The 19,055-nt window shown below is 53.6% G+C and carries 17 protein-coding genes; all 17 read left to right on the forward strand.

Features of this window, described 5'->3' with window-relative positions:
- The first annotated feature begins 66 nt into the window (after positions 1-66).
- The 17 genes from serC to HBO24_RS16845 all read left to right on the forward strand — a co-directional run bounded on the left by serC (position 67) and on the right by HBO24_RS16845 (position 19,053).
- Entirely contained in the window at positions 67-1,152 is a 1,086-nt protein-coding gene (gene serC / locus HBO24_RS16765) for a 3-phosphoserine/phosphohydroxythreonine transaminase (RefSeq protein WP_170060022.1), read from the forward strand.
- Positions 1,152-2,246 (forward strand): prephenate dehydratase, encoded by a 1,095-nt coding sequence (pheA, locus tag HBO24_RS16770; RefSeq protein WP_025113086.1) that lies wholly within the window; start codon positions 1,152-1,154, stop codon positions 2,244-2,246. The genes serC and pheA overlap by 1 nt, the downstream gene beginning before the upstream one ends.
- 9 nt (positions 2,247-2,255) lie before the next feature.
- Positions 2,256-3,368: a histidinol-phosphate transaminase gene (gene hisC / locus HBO24_RS16775; RefSeq protein ID WP_057439221.1), complete on the forward strand. Its 1,113-nt coding sequence runs from the start codon at positions 2,256-2,258 to the stop codon at positions 3,366-3,368.
- 28 nt (positions 3,369-3,396) lie between these two features.
- Complete coding sequence (locus tag HBO24_RS16780) at positions 3,397-5,607, forward strand: bifunctional prephenate dehydrogenase/3-phosphoshikimate 1-carboxyvinyltransferase (RefSeq protein ID WP_170060051.1); 2,211 nt, start codon at positions 3,397-3,399, stop codon at positions 5,605-5,607.
- The gene (cmk, locus tag HBO24_RS16785; protein ID WP_057439220.1) at positions 5,604-6,293 is read left to right on the forward strand and encodes a (d)CMP kinase; all 690 of its coding nucleotides are present in this window, start codon (positions 5,604-5,606) and stop codon (positions 6,291-6,293) included. Before HBO24_RS16780 ends, cmk begins: the two co-directional genes overlap by 4 nt.
- Before the next feature lie 121 nt (positions 6,294-6,414).
- On the forward strand, positions 6,415-8,109 hold the full coding sequence (gene rpsA / locus HBO24_RS16790) for a 30S ribosomal protein S1 (protein ID WP_029298694.1): 1,695 nt from the start codon (positions 6,415-6,417) through the stop codon (positions 8,107-8,109).
- Between the two features lie 329 nt (positions 8,110-8,438).
- A complete protein-coding gene (gene ihfB / locus HBO24_RS16795; RefSeq protein ID WP_032888918.1) occupies positions 8,439-8,735 on the forward strand; it encodes an integration host factor subunit beta in 297 nt (98 codons plus the stop codon).
- A gap of 25 nt (positions 8,736-8,760) precedes the next feature.
- A complete protein-coding gene (locus HBO24_RS16800) occupies positions 8,761-8,994 on the forward strand; it encodes a lipopolysaccharide assembly protein LapA domain-containing protein (RefSeq protein WP_057439219.1) in 234 nt (77 codons plus the stop codon).
- A gap of 345 nt (positions 8,995-9,339) precedes the next feature.
- Entirely contained in the window at positions 9,340-10,692 is a 1,353-nt protein-coding gene (locus HBO24_RS16805) for a Wzz/FepE/Etk N-terminal domain-containing protein (RefSeq protein ID WP_170045380.1), read from the forward strand.
- A gap of 478 nt (positions 10,693-11,170) precedes the next feature.
- Positions 11,171-12,064: a glucose-1-phosphate thymidylyltransferase RfbA gene (rfbA, locus tag HBO24_RS16810; protein WP_057439218.1), complete on the forward strand. Its 894-nt coding sequence runs from the start codon at positions 11,171-11,173 to the stop codon at positions 12,062-12,064.
- Positions 12,061-12,627, forward strand: a complete 567-nt coding sequence (gene rfbC, locus HBO24_RS16815) for a dTDP-4-dehydrorhamnose 3,5-epimerase (protein ID WP_169989361.1) — start codon at positions 12,061-12,063, stop codon at positions 12,625-12,627. The genes rfbA and rfbC overlap by 4 nt, the downstream gene beginning before the upstream one ends.
- Positions 12,624-13,028 (forward strand): FdtA/QdtA family cupin domain-containing protein, encoded by a 405-nt coding sequence (locus HBO24_RS16820; protein ID WP_169989360.1) that lies wholly within the window; start codon positions 12,624-12,626, stop codon positions 13,026-13,028. Before rfbC ends, HBO24_RS16820 begins: the two co-directional genes overlap by 4 nt.
- A gap of 104 nt (positions 13,029-13,132) precedes the next feature.
- Positions 13,133-14,260: a DegT/DnrJ/EryC1/StrS family aminotransferase gene (locus tag HBO24_RS16825; RefSeq protein ID WP_170060023.1), complete on the forward strand. Its 1,128-nt coding sequence runs from the start codon at positions 13,133-13,135 to the stop codon at positions 14,258-14,260.
- Positions 14,257-15,534 carry an O-antigen translocase gene (locus HBO24_RS16830; RefSeq protein ID WP_169989358.1) on the forward strand — a complete coding sequence of 426 codons (1,278 nt, stop codon included), beginning with the start codon at positions 14,257-14,259 and terminating at the stop codon, positions 15,532-15,534. Before HBO24_RS16825 ends, HBO24_RS16830 begins: the two co-directional genes overlap by 4 nt.
- Entirely contained in the window at positions 15,531-16,958 is a 1,428-nt protein-coding gene (locus tag HBO24_RS16835) for a group 1 glycosyl transferase (RefSeq protein WP_169989357.1), read from the forward strand. The genes HBO24_RS16830 and HBO24_RS16835 overlap by 4 nt, the downstream gene beginning before the upstream one ends.
- A gap of 84 nt (positions 16,959-17,042) precedes the next feature.
- Positions 17,043-18,146 carry a hypothetical protein gene (locus HBO24_RS16840; protein ID WP_170060024.1) on the forward strand — a complete coding sequence of 368 codons (1,104 nt, stop codon included), beginning with the start codon at positions 17,043-17,045 and terminating at the stop codon, positions 18,144-18,146.
- Between the two features lies 1 nt (position 18,147).
- Positions 18,148-19,053 carry a glycosyltransferase family 2 protein gene (locus HBO24_RS16845; protein ID WP_169989355.1) on the forward strand — a complete coding sequence of 302 codons (906 nt, stop codon included), beginning with the start codon at positions 18,148-18,150 and terminating at the stop codon, positions 19,051-19,053.
- Positions 19,054-19,055 lie beyond the last annotated feature (2 nt).

Below are 19,055 nucleotides of genomic sequence, written 5' to 3' on the forward strand. Positions count from 1 at the left end.
CGCTTCCACATGGGGTTATGTGTCGAACACGAATTATGTGACCACCAGATCAGAGCGAGATTGGATGTGAGCAAGAGAGCCTATAACTTCTGTGCTGGTCCCGCGGCACTTCCTGAAGCAGTCCTGCAGCGTGCGCAGGGTGAACTCCTCGACTGGCATGGCAAAGGCCTCTCGGTCATGGAAATGAGCCATCGCAGCGATGAGTTCGTGTCCATTGCCACCAAGGCCGAGCAGGATCTGCGTGACCTGCTGGACATTCCGTCGGACTACAAGGTGTTGTTCCTGCAGGGCGGCGCCAGCCAGCAATTTGCCCAATTGCCGCTGAACCTGTTGCCCGAAGACGGGACTGCCGACTATATCGACACCGGTATCTGGTCGCAGAAGGCCATTGAAGAAGCCTCGCGCTACGGCAATATCAACGTGGCCGGTACGGCCAAGCCTTACGATTATTTTGCTATTCCAGGCCAGAACGAGTGGAAGCTGTCCAAGGACGCGGCCTACGTTCACTACGTGCAGAACGAAACCATCGGCGGCCTGGAATTCGACTGGGTGCCTGAAGTGGGTGATGTCCCGTTGGTGTGCGACATGTCCTCGGACATTCTCTCGCGCCCGATGGATGTGTCGCGCTACGGCATGATCTACGCCGGCGCACAGAAGAACATCGGTCCAAGCGGCATCCTGGTCAACATCATCCGTGAAGACCTGCTCGGGCGTGCTCGCTCGGTGTGCCCGACCATGCTCAACTACAAGGTCGCGGCCGACAACGGCTCGATGTACAACACCCCGCCGGCCTTTGCCTGGTACCTCTCGGGCCTGGTGTTCGAGTGGCTCAAGGAGCAGGGCGGTGTGGCTGCCATGGGCAAGCTCAACGAAGAGAAGAAGCGCACCCTGTACGACTTCATCGACGCCAGCGGCCTGTACAGCAACCCGATCAACCTGAGCGCCCGCTCGTGGATGAACGTGCCGTTCCGCCTGGCCGACGACCGCCTGGACAAGCCATTTTTGGCCGGTGCCGACGAGCGTGGCCTGTTGAACCTCAAGGGCCATCGTTCGGTAGGCGGCATGCGCGCCTCGATCTACAACGCCGTCGACATCAATGCCATCAAGGCGCTGGTGGCCTACATGGCAGAGTTCGAAAAGGAACACGGCTAATGTCTGAGCAAGAACTCAAGGCCCTGCGTGTGCGCATTGACGCCCTGGACACCAAAGTCCTGGAGCTGATCAGTGAGCGGGCGCGGTGTGCCCAGGAAGTGGCGCGGGTCAAGATGGCCTCCCTGGCTGAAGGCGAAGTGCCGGTATTTTACCGTCCGGAGCGCGAAGCCCAGGTGCTCAAGCGCGTGATGGAGCGTAACCAGGGGCCGCTGGGCAATGAAGAAATGGCGCGCTTGTTTCGCGAGATCATGTCTTCGTGCCTGGCCCTTGAACAGCCCTTGAAAGTGGCTTACCTCGGCCCCGAGGGGACCTTCACCCAGGCGGCGGCCATGAAGCACTTCGGTCACGCAGTGATCAGCAAGCCGATGGCCGCCATCGACGAAGTGTTCCGTGAAGTGGCCGCTGGCGCAGTGAATTTTGGTGTGGTGCCGGTGGAAAACTCCACCGAGGGCGCAGTCAACCACACCCTCGACAGCTTCCTTGAACACGACATGGTGATCTGTGGCGAAGTCGAGCTGCGTATTCACCACCATTTGCTGGTGGGTGAAAACACCAAGACCGACAGCATCAGCCGCATTTACTCCCACGCCCAGTCCCTGGCCCAGTGCCGCAAGTGGCTGGATGCCCATTACCCGAATGTCGAGCGCGTGGCGGTGTCCAGCAACGCCGAAGCGGCCAAGCGGGTCAAGGGTGAGTGGAACTCGGCGGCGATTGCCGGGGATATGGCGGCTGGCCTGTACGGCCTGACGCGCCTGGCCGAGAAAATCGAGGATCGCCCGGATAACTCCACGCGCTTTTTGATGATCGGCAACCAGGAAGTGCCTCCAACCGGCGACGACAAGACCTCGATCATTGTCTCCATGAGCAACAAGCCTGGCGCGCTGCATGAACTGCTGGTGCCGTTCCACGACAACGGGATAGACCTGACACGCATCGAGACGCGTCCTTCGCGCAGCGGTAAATGGACCTATGTGTTCTTTATCGACTTCGTCGGCCACCACCGTGATCCGCTGGTCAAGAGTGTGCTGGAGAAAATCAGTCAGGAAGCCGTGGCACTCAAGGTGCTGGGCTCTTACCCGAAAGCGGTTTTGTGAGGCTTTGACATGAGTGGCAACTTCCTCGCCCTGGCGCAGCCGGGCGTGCAACAACTCTCGCCTTACGTTCCGGGCAAGCCTGTGGACGAGTTGGCGCGCGAGTTGAATCTGGATCCGGCGAAGATCGTCAAGCTGGCGAGTAATGAAAACCCGTTGGGCCCAAGCCCCAAGGTGCTGGCGGCGATCCGTGAAGAACTGGCGGAGCTGACGCGTTACCCCGACGGTAACGGCTTTGCGCTCAAGTCCCTGTTGGCCGAGCGCTGCCGGGTCGAGTTGAGCCAGGTCACCCTGGGCAACGGTTCCAACGACATCCTGGAGCTGGTGGCGCGTGCCTATCTGGCCCCTGGCCTGAACGCGGTATTCAGTGAGCACGCGTTTGCGGTGTATCCGATTGTCACCCAGGCGGTCGGTGCCGAGGCGCGGGTGATTGCGGCCAAGGACTGGGGGCATGACCTGCCGGCCATGCTGGCGGCCATTGATGCCCAGACCCGCGTGGTGTTTATCGCCAACCCGAACAACCCGACCGGTACCTGGTTCGGTGCCGACGCGCTGAACGAGTTCCTGCAGGATGTGCCTGAGCATGTGCTGGTGGTGTTGGACGAGGCTTACATCGAGTATGCCGAGGGCGGCGACCTGCCCGACGGCCTGGACTTTCTTGCGGCCTACCCGAACCTGCTGGTATCGCGCACCTTCTCCAAGGCCTATGGCCTGGCGTCGCTGCGGGTCGGCTACGGGTTATCCACAGCCGTCGTCGCGGATGTGCTGAATCGCGTGCGCCAGCCGTTCAACGTCAACAGCCTGGCATTGGCGGCGGCTTGTGCGGCGCTCAAGGATGCCGAGTACCTGGAAGAAGGGCGGCGGATCAACGAAAGCGGCATGCAGCAGCTGCAGCAAGGCTTTCGTGAGTTGGGCCTGGGCTGGATTGCGTCCAAGGGCAACTTTGTCTGCGTGGATCTCGCCCGGGAGGCCGCCCCGGTATTCCAGGGCCTGCTGCGCGAAGGCGTGATCGTGCGTCCGGTGGCCAATTACGGCATGCCGAACCACTTGCGCATCACCATCGGTTTGCCGGCTGAAAACAGTCGCTTCCTTGAGGCGTTGGCCAAGGTCCTGGCCCGTGGTTGATGTGATTGCAATGCAACCTGTTGTGCCTGTGATCGGTCGCCTGGTAGTGGTCGGTCTGGGATTGATTGGCGGCTCCTTTGCCAAGGGCCTGCGCGAAAGCGGCCTGTGTGGCGAAGTGGTCGGTGTGGACCTGGATCCGCAATCGCGCCAGTTGGCGGTAGAGCTGGGGGTGGTGGACCGCTGTGAGGCGGACTTGGCCGTTGCCTGTCAGGGCGCTGATGTCATTCAGTTGGCGGTGCCGATCCTGGCCATGGAAAAACTGTTGGCACTGTTGGCCGGCATGGATCTGGGGCAGGCGATCCTCACGGATGTCGGCAGCGCCAAGGGCAATGTAGTGCGCGCGGCGCGCCTGGCGTTTGGCGGCATGCCGGCGCGGTTCGTGCCGGGGCATCCGATTGCCGGTTCCGAGCAGAGTGGGGTGGAAGCGTCCAACTCCCAGCTGTTCCGGCGGCACAAGGTGATCCTCACGCCGCTGGCAGAAACCGACCCGGCGGCCCTGGCCGTGGTGGATCGGCTGTGGCGCGAACTGGGCGCGGATGTCGAGCATATGCAGGTCGAGCGCCATGATGAAGTGCTGGCGGCGACCAGTCATCTGCCGCATCTGCTGGCTTTTGGCTTGGTGGATTCTCTGGCCAAGCGCAACGAGAACCTGGAGATTTTCCGTTACGCCGCCGGCGGTTTTCGCGATTTCACGCGAATTGCCGGGAGCGATCCGGTGATGTGGCACGACATCTTTCTCGCCAACCGCGAGGCCGTGTTGCGCACCCTGGACACCTTTCGCAGTGACCTTGACGCCTTGCGCGATGCGGTCGATGCGGGAGATGGGCACCAGTTGCTGGGCGTCTTTACCCGGGCGCGAGTGGCGCGGGAGCACTTCAGCAAGATCCTCGCGCGCCGGGCGTATATGGATGCTGCCGCCAATGCGGATGATGTGGTGTTTGTCGCCAATCCGGGCGGGCAGTTGAGCGGCAAGATCCGGGTGCCGGGGGATAAATCCATTTCCCATCGCTCGATCATGCTCGGGTCGCTGGCGGAGGGTATTACCGAGGTCGAAGGGTTTCTCGAGGGTGAAGATGTCCTGGCGACCCTGCAGGCGTTCCGCGACATGGGCGTGGTGATCGAGGGCCCGCACCATGGGCGGGTGACTATCCATGGCGTTGGCCTGCACGGCTTGAAGCCTGCGCCGGGTCCGATTTATCTCGGTAACTCGGGTACGTCCATGCGTCTGTTGTCCGGTTTATTGGCGGCGCAGCGTTTTGACAGCGTCCTGACCGGTGATGCCTCGCTGTCCAGGCGCCCGATGAATCGTGTGGCCAAGCCGTTGCGAGAAATGGGTGCGGTGATCGAGACCGGGCCCCAGGGGCAGCCGCCGCTGACTATTCGTGGCGGGCAGGTGCTCAAAGGCATGAATTACACGCTGCCGATGGCCAGTGCCCAGGTCAAATCCAGCCTGTTGCTGGCGGGGCTATACGCCGAAGGTCGGACGGCGGTGACCGAGCCTGCGCCCACCCGCGATCATACTGAGCGCATGTTGCGCGGTTTTGGTTGCCCGGTGGAGGTTAAGGGGGCGACGGCAGCGGTTGAGTCAGGTCATGGGTTGGTGGCAACCCGCATTGAGGTGCCGGGCGATATTTCTTCTTCGGCGTTTTTCCTTGTGGCGGCTTCGATTGCCGAGGGTTCCGACTTGTTGCTCGAGCATGTGGGGATCAATCCGACCCGCACCGGGGTGATTGATATCCTGCGCCTGATGGGCGCTGACATCACCCTGGAAAACCCCCGTGAAGTGGGCGGCGAGCCGGTTGCAGACCTGCGTGTGCGCGCCGCACGGCTCAAGGGTATCGAGATTCCCCTGGCCCTGGTGCCCCTGGCTATCGACGAGTTTCCGGTGTTGTTTGTCGCCGCTGCCTGCGCCGAAGGGCGCACGGTATTGCGTGGCGCCGAAGAGTTGCGGGTCAAGGAGTCCGATCGCATCCAGGTGATGGCCGACGGTCTGCTGGCGCTGGGTGTGAAGTGTGTGCCGACCCCTGATGGGATTATCATTGATGGCGGCGGCATGACCGGTGGTGAGGTGCATGCCCACGGCGATCATCGGATCGCCATGGCGTTCAGCGTGGCATCCCTGCGCGCCACTGCGCCGATTCGTATCCATGACTGTGCCAACGTAGCTACATCTTTTCCGAATTTTCTTACACTGTCTGCCCAAGTCGGCATGCGTGTTGCCCAAGAGGCTCAATTGTGAATATCAAAGCACCGGTGATTACCATCGACGGGCCAAGCGGCTCTGGCAAAGGCACTGTCGCGGGCCTGTTGGCCAAGCGCCTGGGTTGGTGCCTGCTGGATTCCGGGGCGTTGTATCGCCTGCTGGCTTTCGCGGCGCGCAATCACGGCGTCGACCTGACCAACGAAGCCTCGTTGGTGCTGCTGGCGGCGCATCTGGATGTGCAGTTCGTCGGTGCGACCGAAGGTCATGCGCTGCGCATTATCCTGGAAGGGGATGATGTGACGGATGATCTGCGCAACGAGCAGGTCGGCTCCTGGGCGTCCCAGGTTGCTGCGTTGCCTGCCGTGCGTGATGCATTGCTCCAGCGCCAGCGGGCTTTCCAGGAGCCGCCGGGCCTGGTGGCCGATGGTCGCGACATGGGCACCGTGGTGTTTCCCGAGGCGCCGCTGAAGATTTTCCTGACGGCCAGCGCCGAGGAGCGGGCGCGCCGCCGTTACTTGCAGTTGAAGGGCAAGGTGGATGGTGTTAGTCTGTCGAGTCTGCTAGATGAGATTCGTGCGCGCGATGAGCGCGACACCCAGCGTGCGGTAGCCCCGCTCAAACCGGCGGCTGACGCCATACAGCTGGATTCCACGGAATTGTCCATCGAGCAGGTGCTGGAACGCATCTTGAGTGAAATCGCCCTGCGCGATATCGCCGGATGACTTAGAGGAAGTGCAGGGGACCAGTCCTAGACCTGCGCTTCTTCTCTTATATGAACGTAACCCACACCGTCTGGGGTGTGGCAGATGGGCGTATTCTTCGCCCTTATCAACAGGAATTAAAATGAGCGAAAGCTTTGCGGAACTCTTTGAAGAAAGCCTAAAAACCCTGAATCTTCAGGCTGGCTCCATCATCACCGGTGTTATCGTTGATATCGATTACCAAGCTCGCTGGGTAACCGTTCACGCTGGTCTGAAGTCTGAAGCACTCATCCCGCTTGAGCAGTTCTACAACGACGCTGGCGACCTGACTATCAATGTCGGTGACGAAGTTCACGTTGCTCTGGACTCGGTTGAAGACGGCTTCGGTGAAACCAAGCTCTCCCGTGAAAAAGCCAAGCGCGCTGAATGCTGGATTGTTCTGGAAGCAGCCTTCGCAGCTGAAGAAGTGGTCAAGGGCGTTATCAACGGTAAGGTTAAAGGCGGCTTCACAGTCGACGTTAACGGCATCCGTGCGTTCCTGCCAGGTTCTTTGGTCGACGTTCGTCCAGTGCGCGACACCACGCACCTGGAAGGCAAAGAGCTCGAATTCAAGGTCATCAAGCTCGACCAGAAGCGCAACAACGTTGTCGTTTCCCGTCGCAGCGTCCTGGAAGCAGAGAACTCCGCCGAGCGTGAAGCTCTGCTGGAATCCCTGCAGGAAGGCCAACAAGTCAAAGGTATCGTCAAGAACCTCACCGATTACGGCGCATTCGTCGATCTGGGTGGCGTCGATGGCCTGCTGCACATTACCGACATGGCTTGGAAGCGCATCAAGCATCCTTCCGAAATCGTCAACGTTGGCGACGAGATCGATGTCAAGGTTCTGAAATACGATCGCGAGCGCAACCGTGTTTCCCTGGGCCTGAAGCAACTGGGTGAAGATCCATGGGTTGCTATCAAAGCCCGTTACCCAGAAAGCACTCGCGTCACCGCGCGTGTTACCAACCTGACCGACTACGGCTGCTTCGCAGAGCTGGAAGAAGGCGTGGAAGGCCTGGTGCACGTTTCCGAAATGGACTGGACCAACAAGAACATCCACCCTTCGAAAGTCGTACAAGTCGGCGACGAAGTGGAAGTTATGGTTCTGGACATCGACGAAGAGCGTCGTCGTATCTCCCTGGGCATCAAGCAGTGCAAATCTAACCCATGGGAAGATTTCTCTGGCCAGTTCAACAAGGGCGATAAAATCTCCGGCACCATCAAGTCGATCACCGATTTCGGTATCTTCATTGGTCTGGACGGCGGCATCGACGGCCTGGTTCACCTGTCCGACATCTCCTGGAACGAAGTTGGCGAAGAAGCTGTTCGTCGTTTCAAGAAGGGCGACGAGCTGGACACCGTTATCCTGTCGGTTGACCCAGAGCGCGAGCGCATCTCCCTGGGTATCAAGCAACTGGAAAGCGATCCGTTCTCCGAGTACGTTCAAGAGAACGACAAGGGTGCAATCGTTAAAGGCATCGTGAAGGAAGTTGACGCTAAAGGCGCAATCATCACTTTGGGTGACGATATCGAAGCGACTCTGAAAGCCTCCGAAATCAGCCGTGACCGCGTTGAAGACGCGCGTAACGTTCTGAAAGAAGGCCAGGAAGTAGAAGCCAAGATCATCAGCGTTGACCGCAAGAGCCGCGTAATCCAACTCTCCATCAAGTCGAAAGACGAGATCGAAGAGAAAGAAGCAATCCAGAGCCTGCGCGACAAGCCAGCTACCTCTGACATTGCTTCGGGTCCGACCACTCTGGGCGACCTGTTGCGTGCACAAATGGAAAAACAGAACTAAGTTCTGTCAGACCATAGAAAAAGGGCGACTTCGGTCGCCCTTTTTTGTGTCTGGAATTTGGGTTTTGCCCTTGGGTGCGATTGGTCTGCGCAATGGGGGCGGCCTGAGGCTGCGTACGGGCTGAGGGTTGCTGATTCCGGCACTGACAGCGGTTTGTCGGTAAGACGTCTGCTGTGGCTTCCTGGGGGCTATCTGCTGTTATCGCGGATTCTGTGAGGGTTGCCATAGTTTGCGCAAGATAAGTCAAGCCACAGGCTGTTCAAATTCATCTGGTCATGCTAAAACCTTCGGAGCGCTTTTCCTAGCTGCTTGAAAAAGAAGGGAAAAATATGACGAAGTCGGAGTTGATCGAACGAATTGTCACCCATCAAGGGCTGCTCTCATCCAAGGATGTGGAGTTGGCCATCAAGACCATGCTTGAACAAATGTCCCAGTGCTTGGCCACGGGTGACCGAATAGAGATCCGCGGCTTTGGCAGCTTTTCGCTGCACTACCGCGCACCACGCGTGGGCCGCAACCCAAAAACCGGCCAGTCGGTCAGCCTTGACGGCAAATTCGTGCCCCATTTCAAGCCGGGCAAGGAATTGCGTGATCGAGTGAACGAAGACGAAGAAGACGGCGTCTGAGCTTTTTTGGGGATAGGAGAAGTTTATGCGCGGTGTTAAGCGCGTCGCCCTGGTACTGATAGTGCTGATCGTCGCCTTGGCGATCCTGGCATTCGTACTGGAAAACCAGCAAGACGTCGCCCTGGCGTTCTTGGGGTGGTCTACGCCGGAGCTGCCGGTGTCGGTGTTTGTGACGTTGGCGTTGATTGTTGGGATGTTGGTGGGGCCGGTCCTGAGCCTGCTGATCCAGTCCAAAAAGCGTCATAAGCCAGCGTTGTAGGTTGATTAGTGGTGGAGACCGTCTGTCGCCTGTAGCGCACGCTGGTTCCCCGGACTGCGATGCGTTGAGCGCTGCTCTGTCGTCAGGAAGTAGCGGCTTTAGGGCTCCCTACAATCATCTATCCTGCAATTTGGTCGCGAAATAGGAATTGCCTTACAGGCATGTCAAGCCTTGCAATGTTACGGCGAGATGGCAAAATGCAACCTGTTCTCGATTCCAGTCATTTTGTGTGTCCAGAGCCTGGCAGCGACGCTGGGTTTATTGGCCGCCCTTATAAATATAAAAAAAACACAAGATCGTCTGCATAACGAGCCCGCAGTTTCTCTTTGAAGGCAGGTTTTTGTTGTGAGTAGTAGCTTCCGCGCGCCCCCGATTCCTTCGTCCGACGAGATTGATCTCGTTGTGCTTTTTCAGGCTATCTGGAAGCAGAAAAAGTTAGTCATGGCCGCTACAGCAGGCGCTGGGCTGATCGCTGCGATCTATGCGTTCCTCACGCCTCCTCAGTACGAAGTCAGCAGTGTGTTGCGCCCGGCCGCAATCAACGAGCTTGATGCTTTGAATCGCTCCGAGATATATACACTTCCTCCTGGTGATGCTCTTGTCAGAGTGGGCGCATCATTGGAGTCCTACGATACCCGCTTGGGTTTTTTTCGTTCAAACCAGAAGCTGTTCAAGGCCTTTGAACAGCCTGGCAGGACCTTGGAGCAGAGTTTCGAAGAGTTCAACCGTAACTCTATCGAGCTCAGTCTGCCCGATCCGAAAAAAGCCAACTCCCTCAGTGCTTATATCAAGCTTGAGATGAGTTATCCGAAAGGTGTTGATGGCGTCGCCATTCTCAACGGCTTCATCGATTACGCGATTGCCACGGAGCGTGAGCAGATTGCGGCGGATCTGGACGTCATCGTAAAAAACCGGTTGAACGAGCTCAAGGGCAAGATTGATGCTGCCCGTTCCAGCTACGAGGTTGATAAAGAGGCGCGGATAGCATCGCTGCGAGAAACGGACAGCTTGCGACGTGCGCAGTTGCAGGATGAACTCAAAGCATTGCGAGCACAGTTGAAGACTGGGCGCACTGACCGAGTGGCGCAGTTGAACGAGGCCATTGGAATCGCCAAGTCCCTGGGAATCAGAAAACCCAGCACGCCTTCCGCTCTGGGTGAGTCAGACCGTAATGGCTCATCAAGTGTGATGCGTACCGAAATAAACAATCAGCAAATCCCTCTGTACTTTATGGGCGTCGAGGCGCTCGAGGCTGAACGCACTGCGTTGATGCAGCGTAAGTCCGATGATTTTACTGAGGGTCGTATCGCGCAGATTGCTAAAGAGCTGCAATTGCTCCAATCCAATCGTGAGATTGAGGTGCTGAATCGTCGTGAAAACGAGGACCTGTTCCTGGCCGGTGTGCAGCCGGTTCGTGCCGAAGTAGCCCGTTTGCGTAACCTGAGCATTGATATGAGCCGGCTGAAACTGGTGACTATCGACAAGCAGGCGCTGGAGCCTTTGCGCCCGGTGAAGCCCCAGAAAGCGTTGATTATCCTGCTTGGCTTGGTTCTGGGTGGCTTTATTGGCGCCTTTATTGCCGTGATTCGTCATCTCGTCAAAAACCGTCAGCCTCAACCGCAGTCGGTAGTATTGTCCGTGCAGCCTGGCTCGCCAACCATGGTGGGTAGCGATGCGGGTATGAACAAGTCGCAATAGATAGCCGCTCGATCCGCATTGTGCTCCCCAGGCAATGCGGGATTTGATTTTAAAAGGAAACTAGCCTGCAACTTGTTGTCTATAGCCCAACGGGATAAGCATTTTTCGTCTTCACCTCTCGCCTGATACCTGAGTTCAGGTGGTGTTGCTGGCATCTGTGGGGCGGTCTTGCTGCTTGGCCGCTTATTCATATAAAAAACGGCAGCGACGCGCAGTGGATGGATCATAATTGCGCGAGTCGGTCAGCCCGGCCTGTGCGGTCATTTCTTAGAACTGAGGGTTGTCTGTGTCGTGCAGGAGGCACTTGCAGGTGGGGGCTATACCCCGAAAAGATTAAGTTTTTATGTTGGCGACTTCGAATTGCCGGCCGCAGGCATTGAAATTGCGGCTCAATACCGAGAAGCTACGCGCTATTTTTCACCTGTCCACCCATGTGTTGGCCTGGTGTAATGCAGATATTTAAGGAAGTCTTACAGATATGACGGACATCAAACGTAAAGGCATCATCCTCGCTGGCGGCTCCGGGACGCGTTTGCACCCGCTGACACTGGGTGTATCCAAGCAAATGTTGCCTATTTTCGACAAGCCGATGATTTTCTATCCGTTGTCGGTGTTGATGCTGGCTGGCATGCGCGAAATCTTGATCATCTCTACCCCTGAAGATCTGCCTTGCTTTAAAAAGCTCCTGGGAGACGGCAGCCAGTACGGCATCCAGCTTAGCTATGCCGAGCAACCCAGTCCGGACGGTTTGGCCCAGGCCTTCCTGATTGGCGAGGAGTTTATTGGTGACGATCCTTGCTGCCTGATCCTTGGCGACAATATTTTCTACGGCCAGCACTTTTCCGATAACTTGCGCTCCGCCATGTCCCAGACATCTGGTGCGACAGTCTTTGGGTATCACGTATCAGATCCTGAGCGTTTTGGTGTTGTTGAGTTCGATGCCACTGGTCGGGCATTGAGCATCGAAGAAAAACCGACGAAACCGAAGTCCAACTATGCAGTGACAGGCTTGTACTTCTACGACAATCGAGTGGTTGACATTGCCAAGAGCATCAAGCCGTCGCCGCGTGGCGAGCTTGAAATCACTGACGTCAACCGCGCCTATCTGGATGACAAGTCATTAACCGTGGAAATGCTGGGCCGTGGTTTTGCCTGGCTGGACACGGGTACTCATGAGTCGCTCCTGGAGGCGAGTCATTTCGTTCATACCATTGAGCACCGCCAGGGGTTGAAAGTCGCCTGCCTTGAAGAAATTGCATTCCATAAAGGCTGGATCACCCCAGAGCAACTGGGTGCTCAGGCGGAAAAACTGAAAAAGACAGGCTATGGCCAGTACTTGCAGAAACTTCTGGAAGAGGCCTCAAAGGCATGAAACTGATTCAGACTGCTATTCCTGACGTTGTAATCATTGAGCCAAAAGTTTTTGGCGATGATCGCGGCTGGTTTATGGAAAGCTTTAACGAAGAGCGGTTTCATACAGCACTTAAAGAGCTTGAGTTGCCTATTCCGCGAGCATTTGTCCAGGACAATCATTCCTGCTCGGCAAAGGGCGTTCTAAGGGGGCTGCACTTCCAGCGCGCACCGCATGCCCAAGGCAAGCTGGTGCGTGTGGTACGCGGTGCCGCTTTTGATGTGGCAGTGGATATTCGGCCTGGGTCCAGCACTTACCTGCAATGGGTCGGCGTGGAGCTAAACACCCAAAACAACTTGATGCTATGGATTCCTGAGGGTTTCGCCCACGGTTTTGTTGCTTTGGAAGATGGCACGCATTTTTTGTATAAAACGACAGATTATTACGATAAAGACTCTGAAGGGGCGCTGCACTGGAGTGATGCAAGGCTTGGGATAAATTGGCCTGCTACCGGCGGCTTTAACGTTAGTGATAAAGATGACAAGGCTCCGACATCCGATAGCCTCTCGGAGAAGCAAGCATGAGTTTGATCAAGTTTCTGGATATCACCTCCAAAGGTGATGAGCGGGGCCAACTGGTTGCGCTGGAGTATGAAAATGATATTCCGTTTGAAATTAAACGTGTTTATTACCTCACTGGAACTAAACAAGGAGTTCCGCGTGGATTTCATGCCCATAAGGAACTGCTGCAGGTGGCCGTCTGTGTTTCTGGACGCTGTTTGATGAAGCTTGATGATGGGGTGAGCAAAGAGGAAGTGTGGCTGGACGCGCCTGATAAGGCCATCATTATCGATCGCATGATTTGGCACGAGATGCATGATTTCAGCCCGGATTGCGTACTGCTGGTATTGGCGAGTGATATTTATGATGAGAGTGATTATCTAAGGGAATACTCGGTATTCAAAAATTTGATTAATGATTTCTAAAATATAGATAGTGTTCCGATTTTCTGGTGAAACGGCCAGTTAATTAATGTGATGGTTACAGTCAATCCGATTTCTGGCGCGTTAAAGTAAAGAGTGTTTTATAAATGATAAAATTTCTTGATTTGAAGTCTGTAAATGATCTCTGCCGTGATGAGTTGGTGACAGCCTGTGCGCGCGTTGTTGATTCTGGCTGGTATATCGGTGGGAAAGAGCTACAGACATTCGAACAGGAGTTTGCTCAATACTGTGGTGTTGAACACTGCATTGGTGTTGCTAACGGGCTGGATGCGTTGGTATTAGTCATTCGTGCCTGGAAGGAGTTGGGTCTCCTTGCGGAGGGCGATGAGGTTCTTGTTCCCTCCAATACTTATATTGCTAGTATCCTCGCCATTTCAGAGAATGGATTGACCCCCGTATTGGTTGAGCCTGATCCGAAGACGTTCAATATATGCCCAGTGAACGCAAAGGCAGCGATTACATCAAAAACTCGGATGATTTTGCCTGTGCACCTTTACGGTCGGCTGGCTGATATGCCGAAAATCATGGAGCTTGCTCGCGCCCATGACTTACTAGTTCTTGAAGATTCGGCGCAATCCCATGGGGCAACTCTCGATGGGAAGAAGGCCGGTAGTTGGGGGCATGCATCCGGGTTTAGCTTCTATCCCGGGAAAAATCTAGGCGCGCTGGGTGACGCTGGGGCAGTCACGACTAATGACGAATTCCTGGCCAAGACAGTTCGAGCGTTGGGCAACTACGGGTCGCACGAAAAATATAAGAATATTTATCGCGGTATCAACAGCCGGCTGGATGAAATGCAGGCTGCATGCTTATCGGTGAAATTGAAATACTTGGATAAACAAACAGCACATCGTCGTGAAATCGCTGGGCTGTATGGCCAGTTGATCAGTAACCCAGCTATTACATTGCCTGTGGGGGCGGCATTCAACGCCTCGAGTAACGACAGCCATGTATGGCATGTATACACTGTGCTGTGTGCCCATAGGGATGCTCTTCAAGCCCACCTCGGCGCACAAGGTATACAAACACTCATCCATTACCCAATTCCGCCTCACTTCCAACAGGCATATGCTGATCTGAAGGAGCAAAAACTTCCTATCTCGGTACAGATACATGAGCAAATTCTCAGCTTGCCAATAGGACCGACATTGTCCTTCGAAGAGGCTCGTGTTGTTATCGATGCCTGTAATAGCTTTCGACCGGACACTGTATGAATCTTGTTAAGACCAGCTTGTTAAATGGTATTGCTGTTGCCATTAAAATGATTACCTTGTTGGGTCTTAATAAAGTCTTGGCGATTTATGTAGGGCCGGCTGGATATGCCGCGATAGGGCAATTTCAGAATGCGTTGCAGGTTATAACGATATTTACTGGTGGCGCTATTACCAATGGCGTTGTCAAGTATACAGCTGAATATCATGAAGAGCCTGAGCAGCAGATTAAACTATGGAAAACAGCAGGGTTTGTTGCAGTGGTGGGTAGTGTTGCTGTTGCATTGCTTGTTGCGGTTTACAGTAAAGAGCTTGCATCGTTGTTTTTAAATAATACCGACTTGAGTGGTGTCTTTCTTTGGTTTTCCTGTGTTGTTATTTTTTTTTCGCTGAATATATTGCTGCTTGCGATATTGAACGGGCGAAAGGAAATTGTACTATATATCGTTGCTAATATCGCGGGCAGTTTTCTATCATTTGGTGTGACTTTTTATCTGGCAACCAACTTCGGTTTGTATGGCGCGTTGGTAGCGCTGGTTATTTACCAATCTATCAGTTTTATTGTGACATTGCTGCTTTGCCTGAGAACTCAATGGTTTAAGATCTCATACCTATTTGGGTGCCCGGACAAACAGATCGCGAAGAAATTATTTGCCTTCTTCTTGATGGCGGTTGTTTCTGCAGCATGCGCACCGTTAGCGCAGATGCTGGTCCGTAGTCATATCGGGACAGAATATGGCTGGGAAATGGCTGGCTATTGGGAGGCTATGTGGCGCTTGAGCGCTGCTTACCTATTACTGGTAACGACAACATTAAGTGTTTACTATCTTCCTAAGCTTTCTGAGTTGAAAACGGCGAATGAGGTAAGAGCGGAGATTATACAGGGCTATAAGCTGATTTTTCCGGTTGCTTTGTTAGCCGCTGGGACAATATATGTTCTTCGGGATTTTGTAGTGGCAGTGCTGTTCACCTCTGACTTCTACCCTGTTCGGAATTTTTTCGCCGGGCAAGTCGTGGGCGACTCCTTGAAAATATTTAGTTGGATAATGGCATATGTCATGCTCAGTCGAGCCATGGTTAAGGTTTTTATCATAACTGAAATAATATTTAGTATTTCGTTGTATTTGTTGACCATAGTATTCACGCAATGGTGGGGGGTTGAGTCGGCTACCTGGGCCTATGCGGTAAATTATGCGTTGTATAGTTTAGTTATGTATATTTTTGTCTATTTAAGGTTGGATAACTATTTTCATAATAAGCTGGAACATAAAGCTTGAAAAAGATATTTAAGGATTTTGAAGTTGCTATTCGCGAGACGGCTGACCTGAATCAGGCGCTCGCACTGGCGTGTGCCTACGGCAACCTTCTCTGGTTTGCGGATGTAGGGATTCACGATGCGCCGCTTATCGAAGCGGACCTCATTGAGCGCTGTCTTTCGATGGCGGATACAGGTTCTGTGGCGGCGCTAAATGAGTGTGGGGAGGTTTTGCATGTTGTGAGCGAGCCCTTCATGACCGGTGGGCATACGAGGTTGATGGAAAAGCTTGCCTCCATGCATGCCGAACCTGCCGATCTGTTGATCTCACGCCAAGCAGCACTAGATGCCAAGGCCCAGGTTTGTAGATTTTTTGATAAAACCAGAGTCGTTAGTGCTTCGTGTCCTGTCGATGCGCTGGCGGAGATGGTTGGTCTATTGTCGGGCTATAAAAAGGCCGTCCTGCATATCCATCCTGACGATATCCTGGTAGTCATCGCGTGTGGAGTAGCAAAACGTCTTTCCGGGCTTGAAGTGTTTTTTGTCAATCATGCCGACCACGTTTTCTCCTATGGGAGTTCGGTCGCGGACTATTACTTTGAGCTCAGCGGCCACGGCCGCCGTTTTGATTTAACGAAGTGTATTCAGGGGCGTAAGAGCTTCCTGGGTATCCCGCTGAACATGCCACGTGCGCAGATGGCTGGTGATTTCAAACCAACCACGCAGGCTGCGTTGCTTTTCATTTCTGCAGGCTCAGATATCAAGTACAAGCCCCGCAAAGGCTTTAGTATTTTCAAGTTAGTAGCACGTATTCTTGATGATTACCCCGCCTCCACATTCATGGTTATTGGCAGTGACGTTAAAAAAGCGTTCTGGTGGTGGCCATTAAAACTTCGATATGGCTCCAGGCTGAGTATCAGGGCACACCTTGATTTTCAGGAGTACAGTAAGTTGGTCACTAAGGCGGACTTTTACGTTGATAGCCACCCACTGCCAGGCGGGACTGCTTTCGCAGAGCAATTCGTCAAAGGGCAGCGGTGTGTCGGGCTAATCTCCCCGGTCCAGGGCTATTCCCCGGCGGACAAGCTCAAGCGAGCCGATATCGACGCTGTTATGGAATCTATAGCAGACTACAGATACGACAAGGAAACTTTTTTTGCTATTGAGAAGGTTAATGCGTATGACTCGGTAAAGGAGCGCTATCTGAACTGTCTGTACGACGGGCAGGTTTGCGCGAACCCACTGGATTCAAACGGTAATTGGGCAGGAGATACAGCTTTTTTTGAGGAGCCAAAAGGCTCTTTAAACGTGGATATTGCCTTGGATACCTTTTTACTACTGTCCAGATTCGAGCGGAATTTGGCGTGCCGCTTGTTCGCTGCGCTATCTATGGGGAAAAAATTTAAGCTGTTGGCGAAGATGATCTTGGCGAGGAAGTTTCGATGAATATTGTTTTCGTTGATCGAGCGTGGGTTTTCAATGACTAGTCGGATTATACGTTGGCTATTATTCTTTTATTGTCTGTCGACCGTGCTGGTGCCGATCTTTGTACTGAATAAATTGTTTTTCATACCGCTTTTTTTGATGGCGGTTTATGTTTTGTTGGCTCGGCCACTGAGAACGATTGCGCCGATTATTGTGGTTTCGATTTTTTTATATGGTTTCCTTCTAGGGCTGATCGGTGACACAGACGCTGATTTTTCCCGGCAAATGCTGTTGGGCGCTGTCTCACTCTTTCTGATCTATACCATCGCTGAGTTCAGGGTGGATATGGGTGAAATTGTCAAATCTGTAGGTGCTATCTTCGCGCTTATCATGTGTATGTTTTCTTTTGTATTGATGGTCGAGCCAGGATCATTTCTGGCGGTGGCACTGCTCGATTTTTATAATGCTAATGAACTTGGATATTACGGTCTGCGTAATTTTGGCGGGTTGGAGATGTTTATGCTTCATCATCGCTCCTCTCCGTTTATGTTGCTTCCTTTATCTTTGTTTTTTATTGATTTTTTGAAGTCTAAAAGACTTCATTCGTTATTTTTTATGATTGTGATAATGGTCGCTATTGTCTCGTCGGCCTCTAGAGGGTTGATGGTGATGGGTATGATTTCGATGTTTGTCTTGTACTTTTATAACCAAAGTTGGGCTGTGCGCCTGTTGGTGTTAAGCGTTTTGGTTCCTGCGGTTTCTTTGGTTGTGGGATACTTGGTCGCGGAAACTAGCGTATTCAGCTCCGATGAAGCGTCTAACAGTATAAAGATTGGCCACTTTTTGTCGTTTCTGAATGTTGTGGATTGGAAAATGCTGGTGTTCGGTAATGGCCTTTGCTCATTTTTTTATACTGAAGGCTATCAAAGGTTGGTGTCGCAAACTGAAATTACCTGGATGGATTCAATCCGGTATGTTGGCCTTCCTTTATCGATCCTCTTGTTTAGTATTCTGCTTTTTCCTACTCGCAGGTATGTACCAAGTGTGCAAGGATCGTCCAGCCGCTTGATAATTTTTATGTATCTTATAATGTCTTTAAGTAATCCCGTTCTTTTCAATTCCTTCGGGTTCTTAGTGATATTGTGGTACTGGTCTGTCGTGATAAAAAATCAAGAACCTTCGGCGTTGCATGCCGAGGTCAGGAGGTAAGTTGAATACTGTTGCAGCAATAGTCGTCGGTTATAATCCCGATATTAAGATACTTGATGAGCTGCTGACTTCCCTGGCAGCTCAGGTTGAGTTTCTGGTGTTGGTCGATAACGGCGGGAGCGAATCATTTCTGGCGCAGGAGCCTGAAGTGCGTGCGCGGGTCAACTATGTCTCGCTCAATGGCAACCAGGGGTTGGGCACCGCGCTCAATACCGGCTTTGCCATGGCGATTGAAGCGGGTATGCAATACGTCGTGACGTTCGACCAGGACAGTCATGCTGAACCCGATCTGATTGCGCGGTTGTATCAGGCGATGATGAGCGCCAAGGCAAAGGATGCCAGTTGTATTGCTGTTAGCCCGGCGTTTTTTGACCGTCGTGATGGAAAGAAAATCAATTTCCCTTTTTACAGTTCAATCAACGGCGCAATCAAGCCGGTTTTCAGCTCTGATGATGAGCACGGCTTGGTAAAAGCGGATGCGCTCATTACCTCGGGGATGTTCATCAGCACTCGGGCGTGGATCGAAGGTATTCGCTATGACGAAGGTATGTTCGTCGACTTTACGGATACGGAGTGGTGCTTTCGGGTCCGTGATCAGGGCTATACGTTGTATGGTTGCCTGAATGTGGAAATGGGCCATGCATTGTCTGATGCTCCTCCCGTCAAGATTTTTGGCTTGAGTTTTTTTAGATACTCCCCCGTGCGCCGTTATTTTTTCTTTCGTAATACCGTCGCTGTTTGCCGTATGCGCCATACGCCGACCTGTTGGAAAAAACGTCTGCTGTCTGCATTGGTACTGCGTTTTTTCGTTAATCTGCTGATTGACGACAATAAGCTCAAATCGCTGAGAATGATGATTCGCGGCGTAAGCCATGGCTGGCAGAAAAAGTTGGGCGGGGTGCGTTGAAT

It is taken from the genome of Pseudomonas sp. WS 5410, assembly GCF_012985645.1.
GTDB classification, from domain to species: domain Bacteria; phylum Pseudomonadota; class Gammaproteobacteria; order Pseudomonadales; family Pseudomonadaceae; genus Aquipseudomonas; species Aquipseudomonas shahriarae.

Coding starts and splice junctions, on each gene's coding strand:
- hisC (WP_057439221.1), top strand. CDS start 2,256: ATGAGTGGCAACTTCCTCGCCCTGGCGCAGCCGGGCGTGCAACAACTC.
- pheA (WP_025113086.1), top strand. CDS start 1,152: ATGTCTGAGCAAGAACTCAAGGCCCTGCGTGTGCGCATTGACGCCCTG.
- HBO24_RS16825 (WP_170060023.1), top strand. CDS start 13,133: ATGATAAAATTTCTTGATTTGAAGTCTGTAAATGATCTCTGCCGTGAT.
- HBO24_RS16820 (WP_169989360.1), top strand. CDS start 12,624: ATGAGTTTGATCAAGTTTCTGGATATCACCTCCAAAGGTGATGAGCGG.
- rfbC (WP_169989361.1), top strand. CDS start 12,061: ATGAAACTGATTCAGACTGCTATTCCTGACGTTGTAATCATTGAGCCA.
- rpsA (WP_029298694.1), top strand. CDS start 6,415: ATGAGCGAAAGCTTTGCGGAACTCTTTGAAGAAAGCCTAAAAACCCTG.
- HBO24_RS16830 (WP_169989358.1), top strand. CDS start 14,257: ATGAATCTTGTTAAGACCAGCTTGTTAAATGGTATTGCTGTTGCCATT.
- rfbA (WP_057439218.1), top strand. CDS start 11,171: ATGACGGACATCAAACGTAAAGGCATCATCCTCGCTGGCGGCTCCGGG.
- HBO24_RS16800 (WP_057439219.1), top strand. CDS start 8,761: ATGCGCGGTGTTAAGCGCGTCGCCCTGGTACTGATAGTGCTGATCGTC.
- ihfB (WP_032888918.1), top strand. CDS start 8,439: ATGACGAAGTCGGAGTTGATCGAACGAATTGTCACCCATCAAGGGCTG.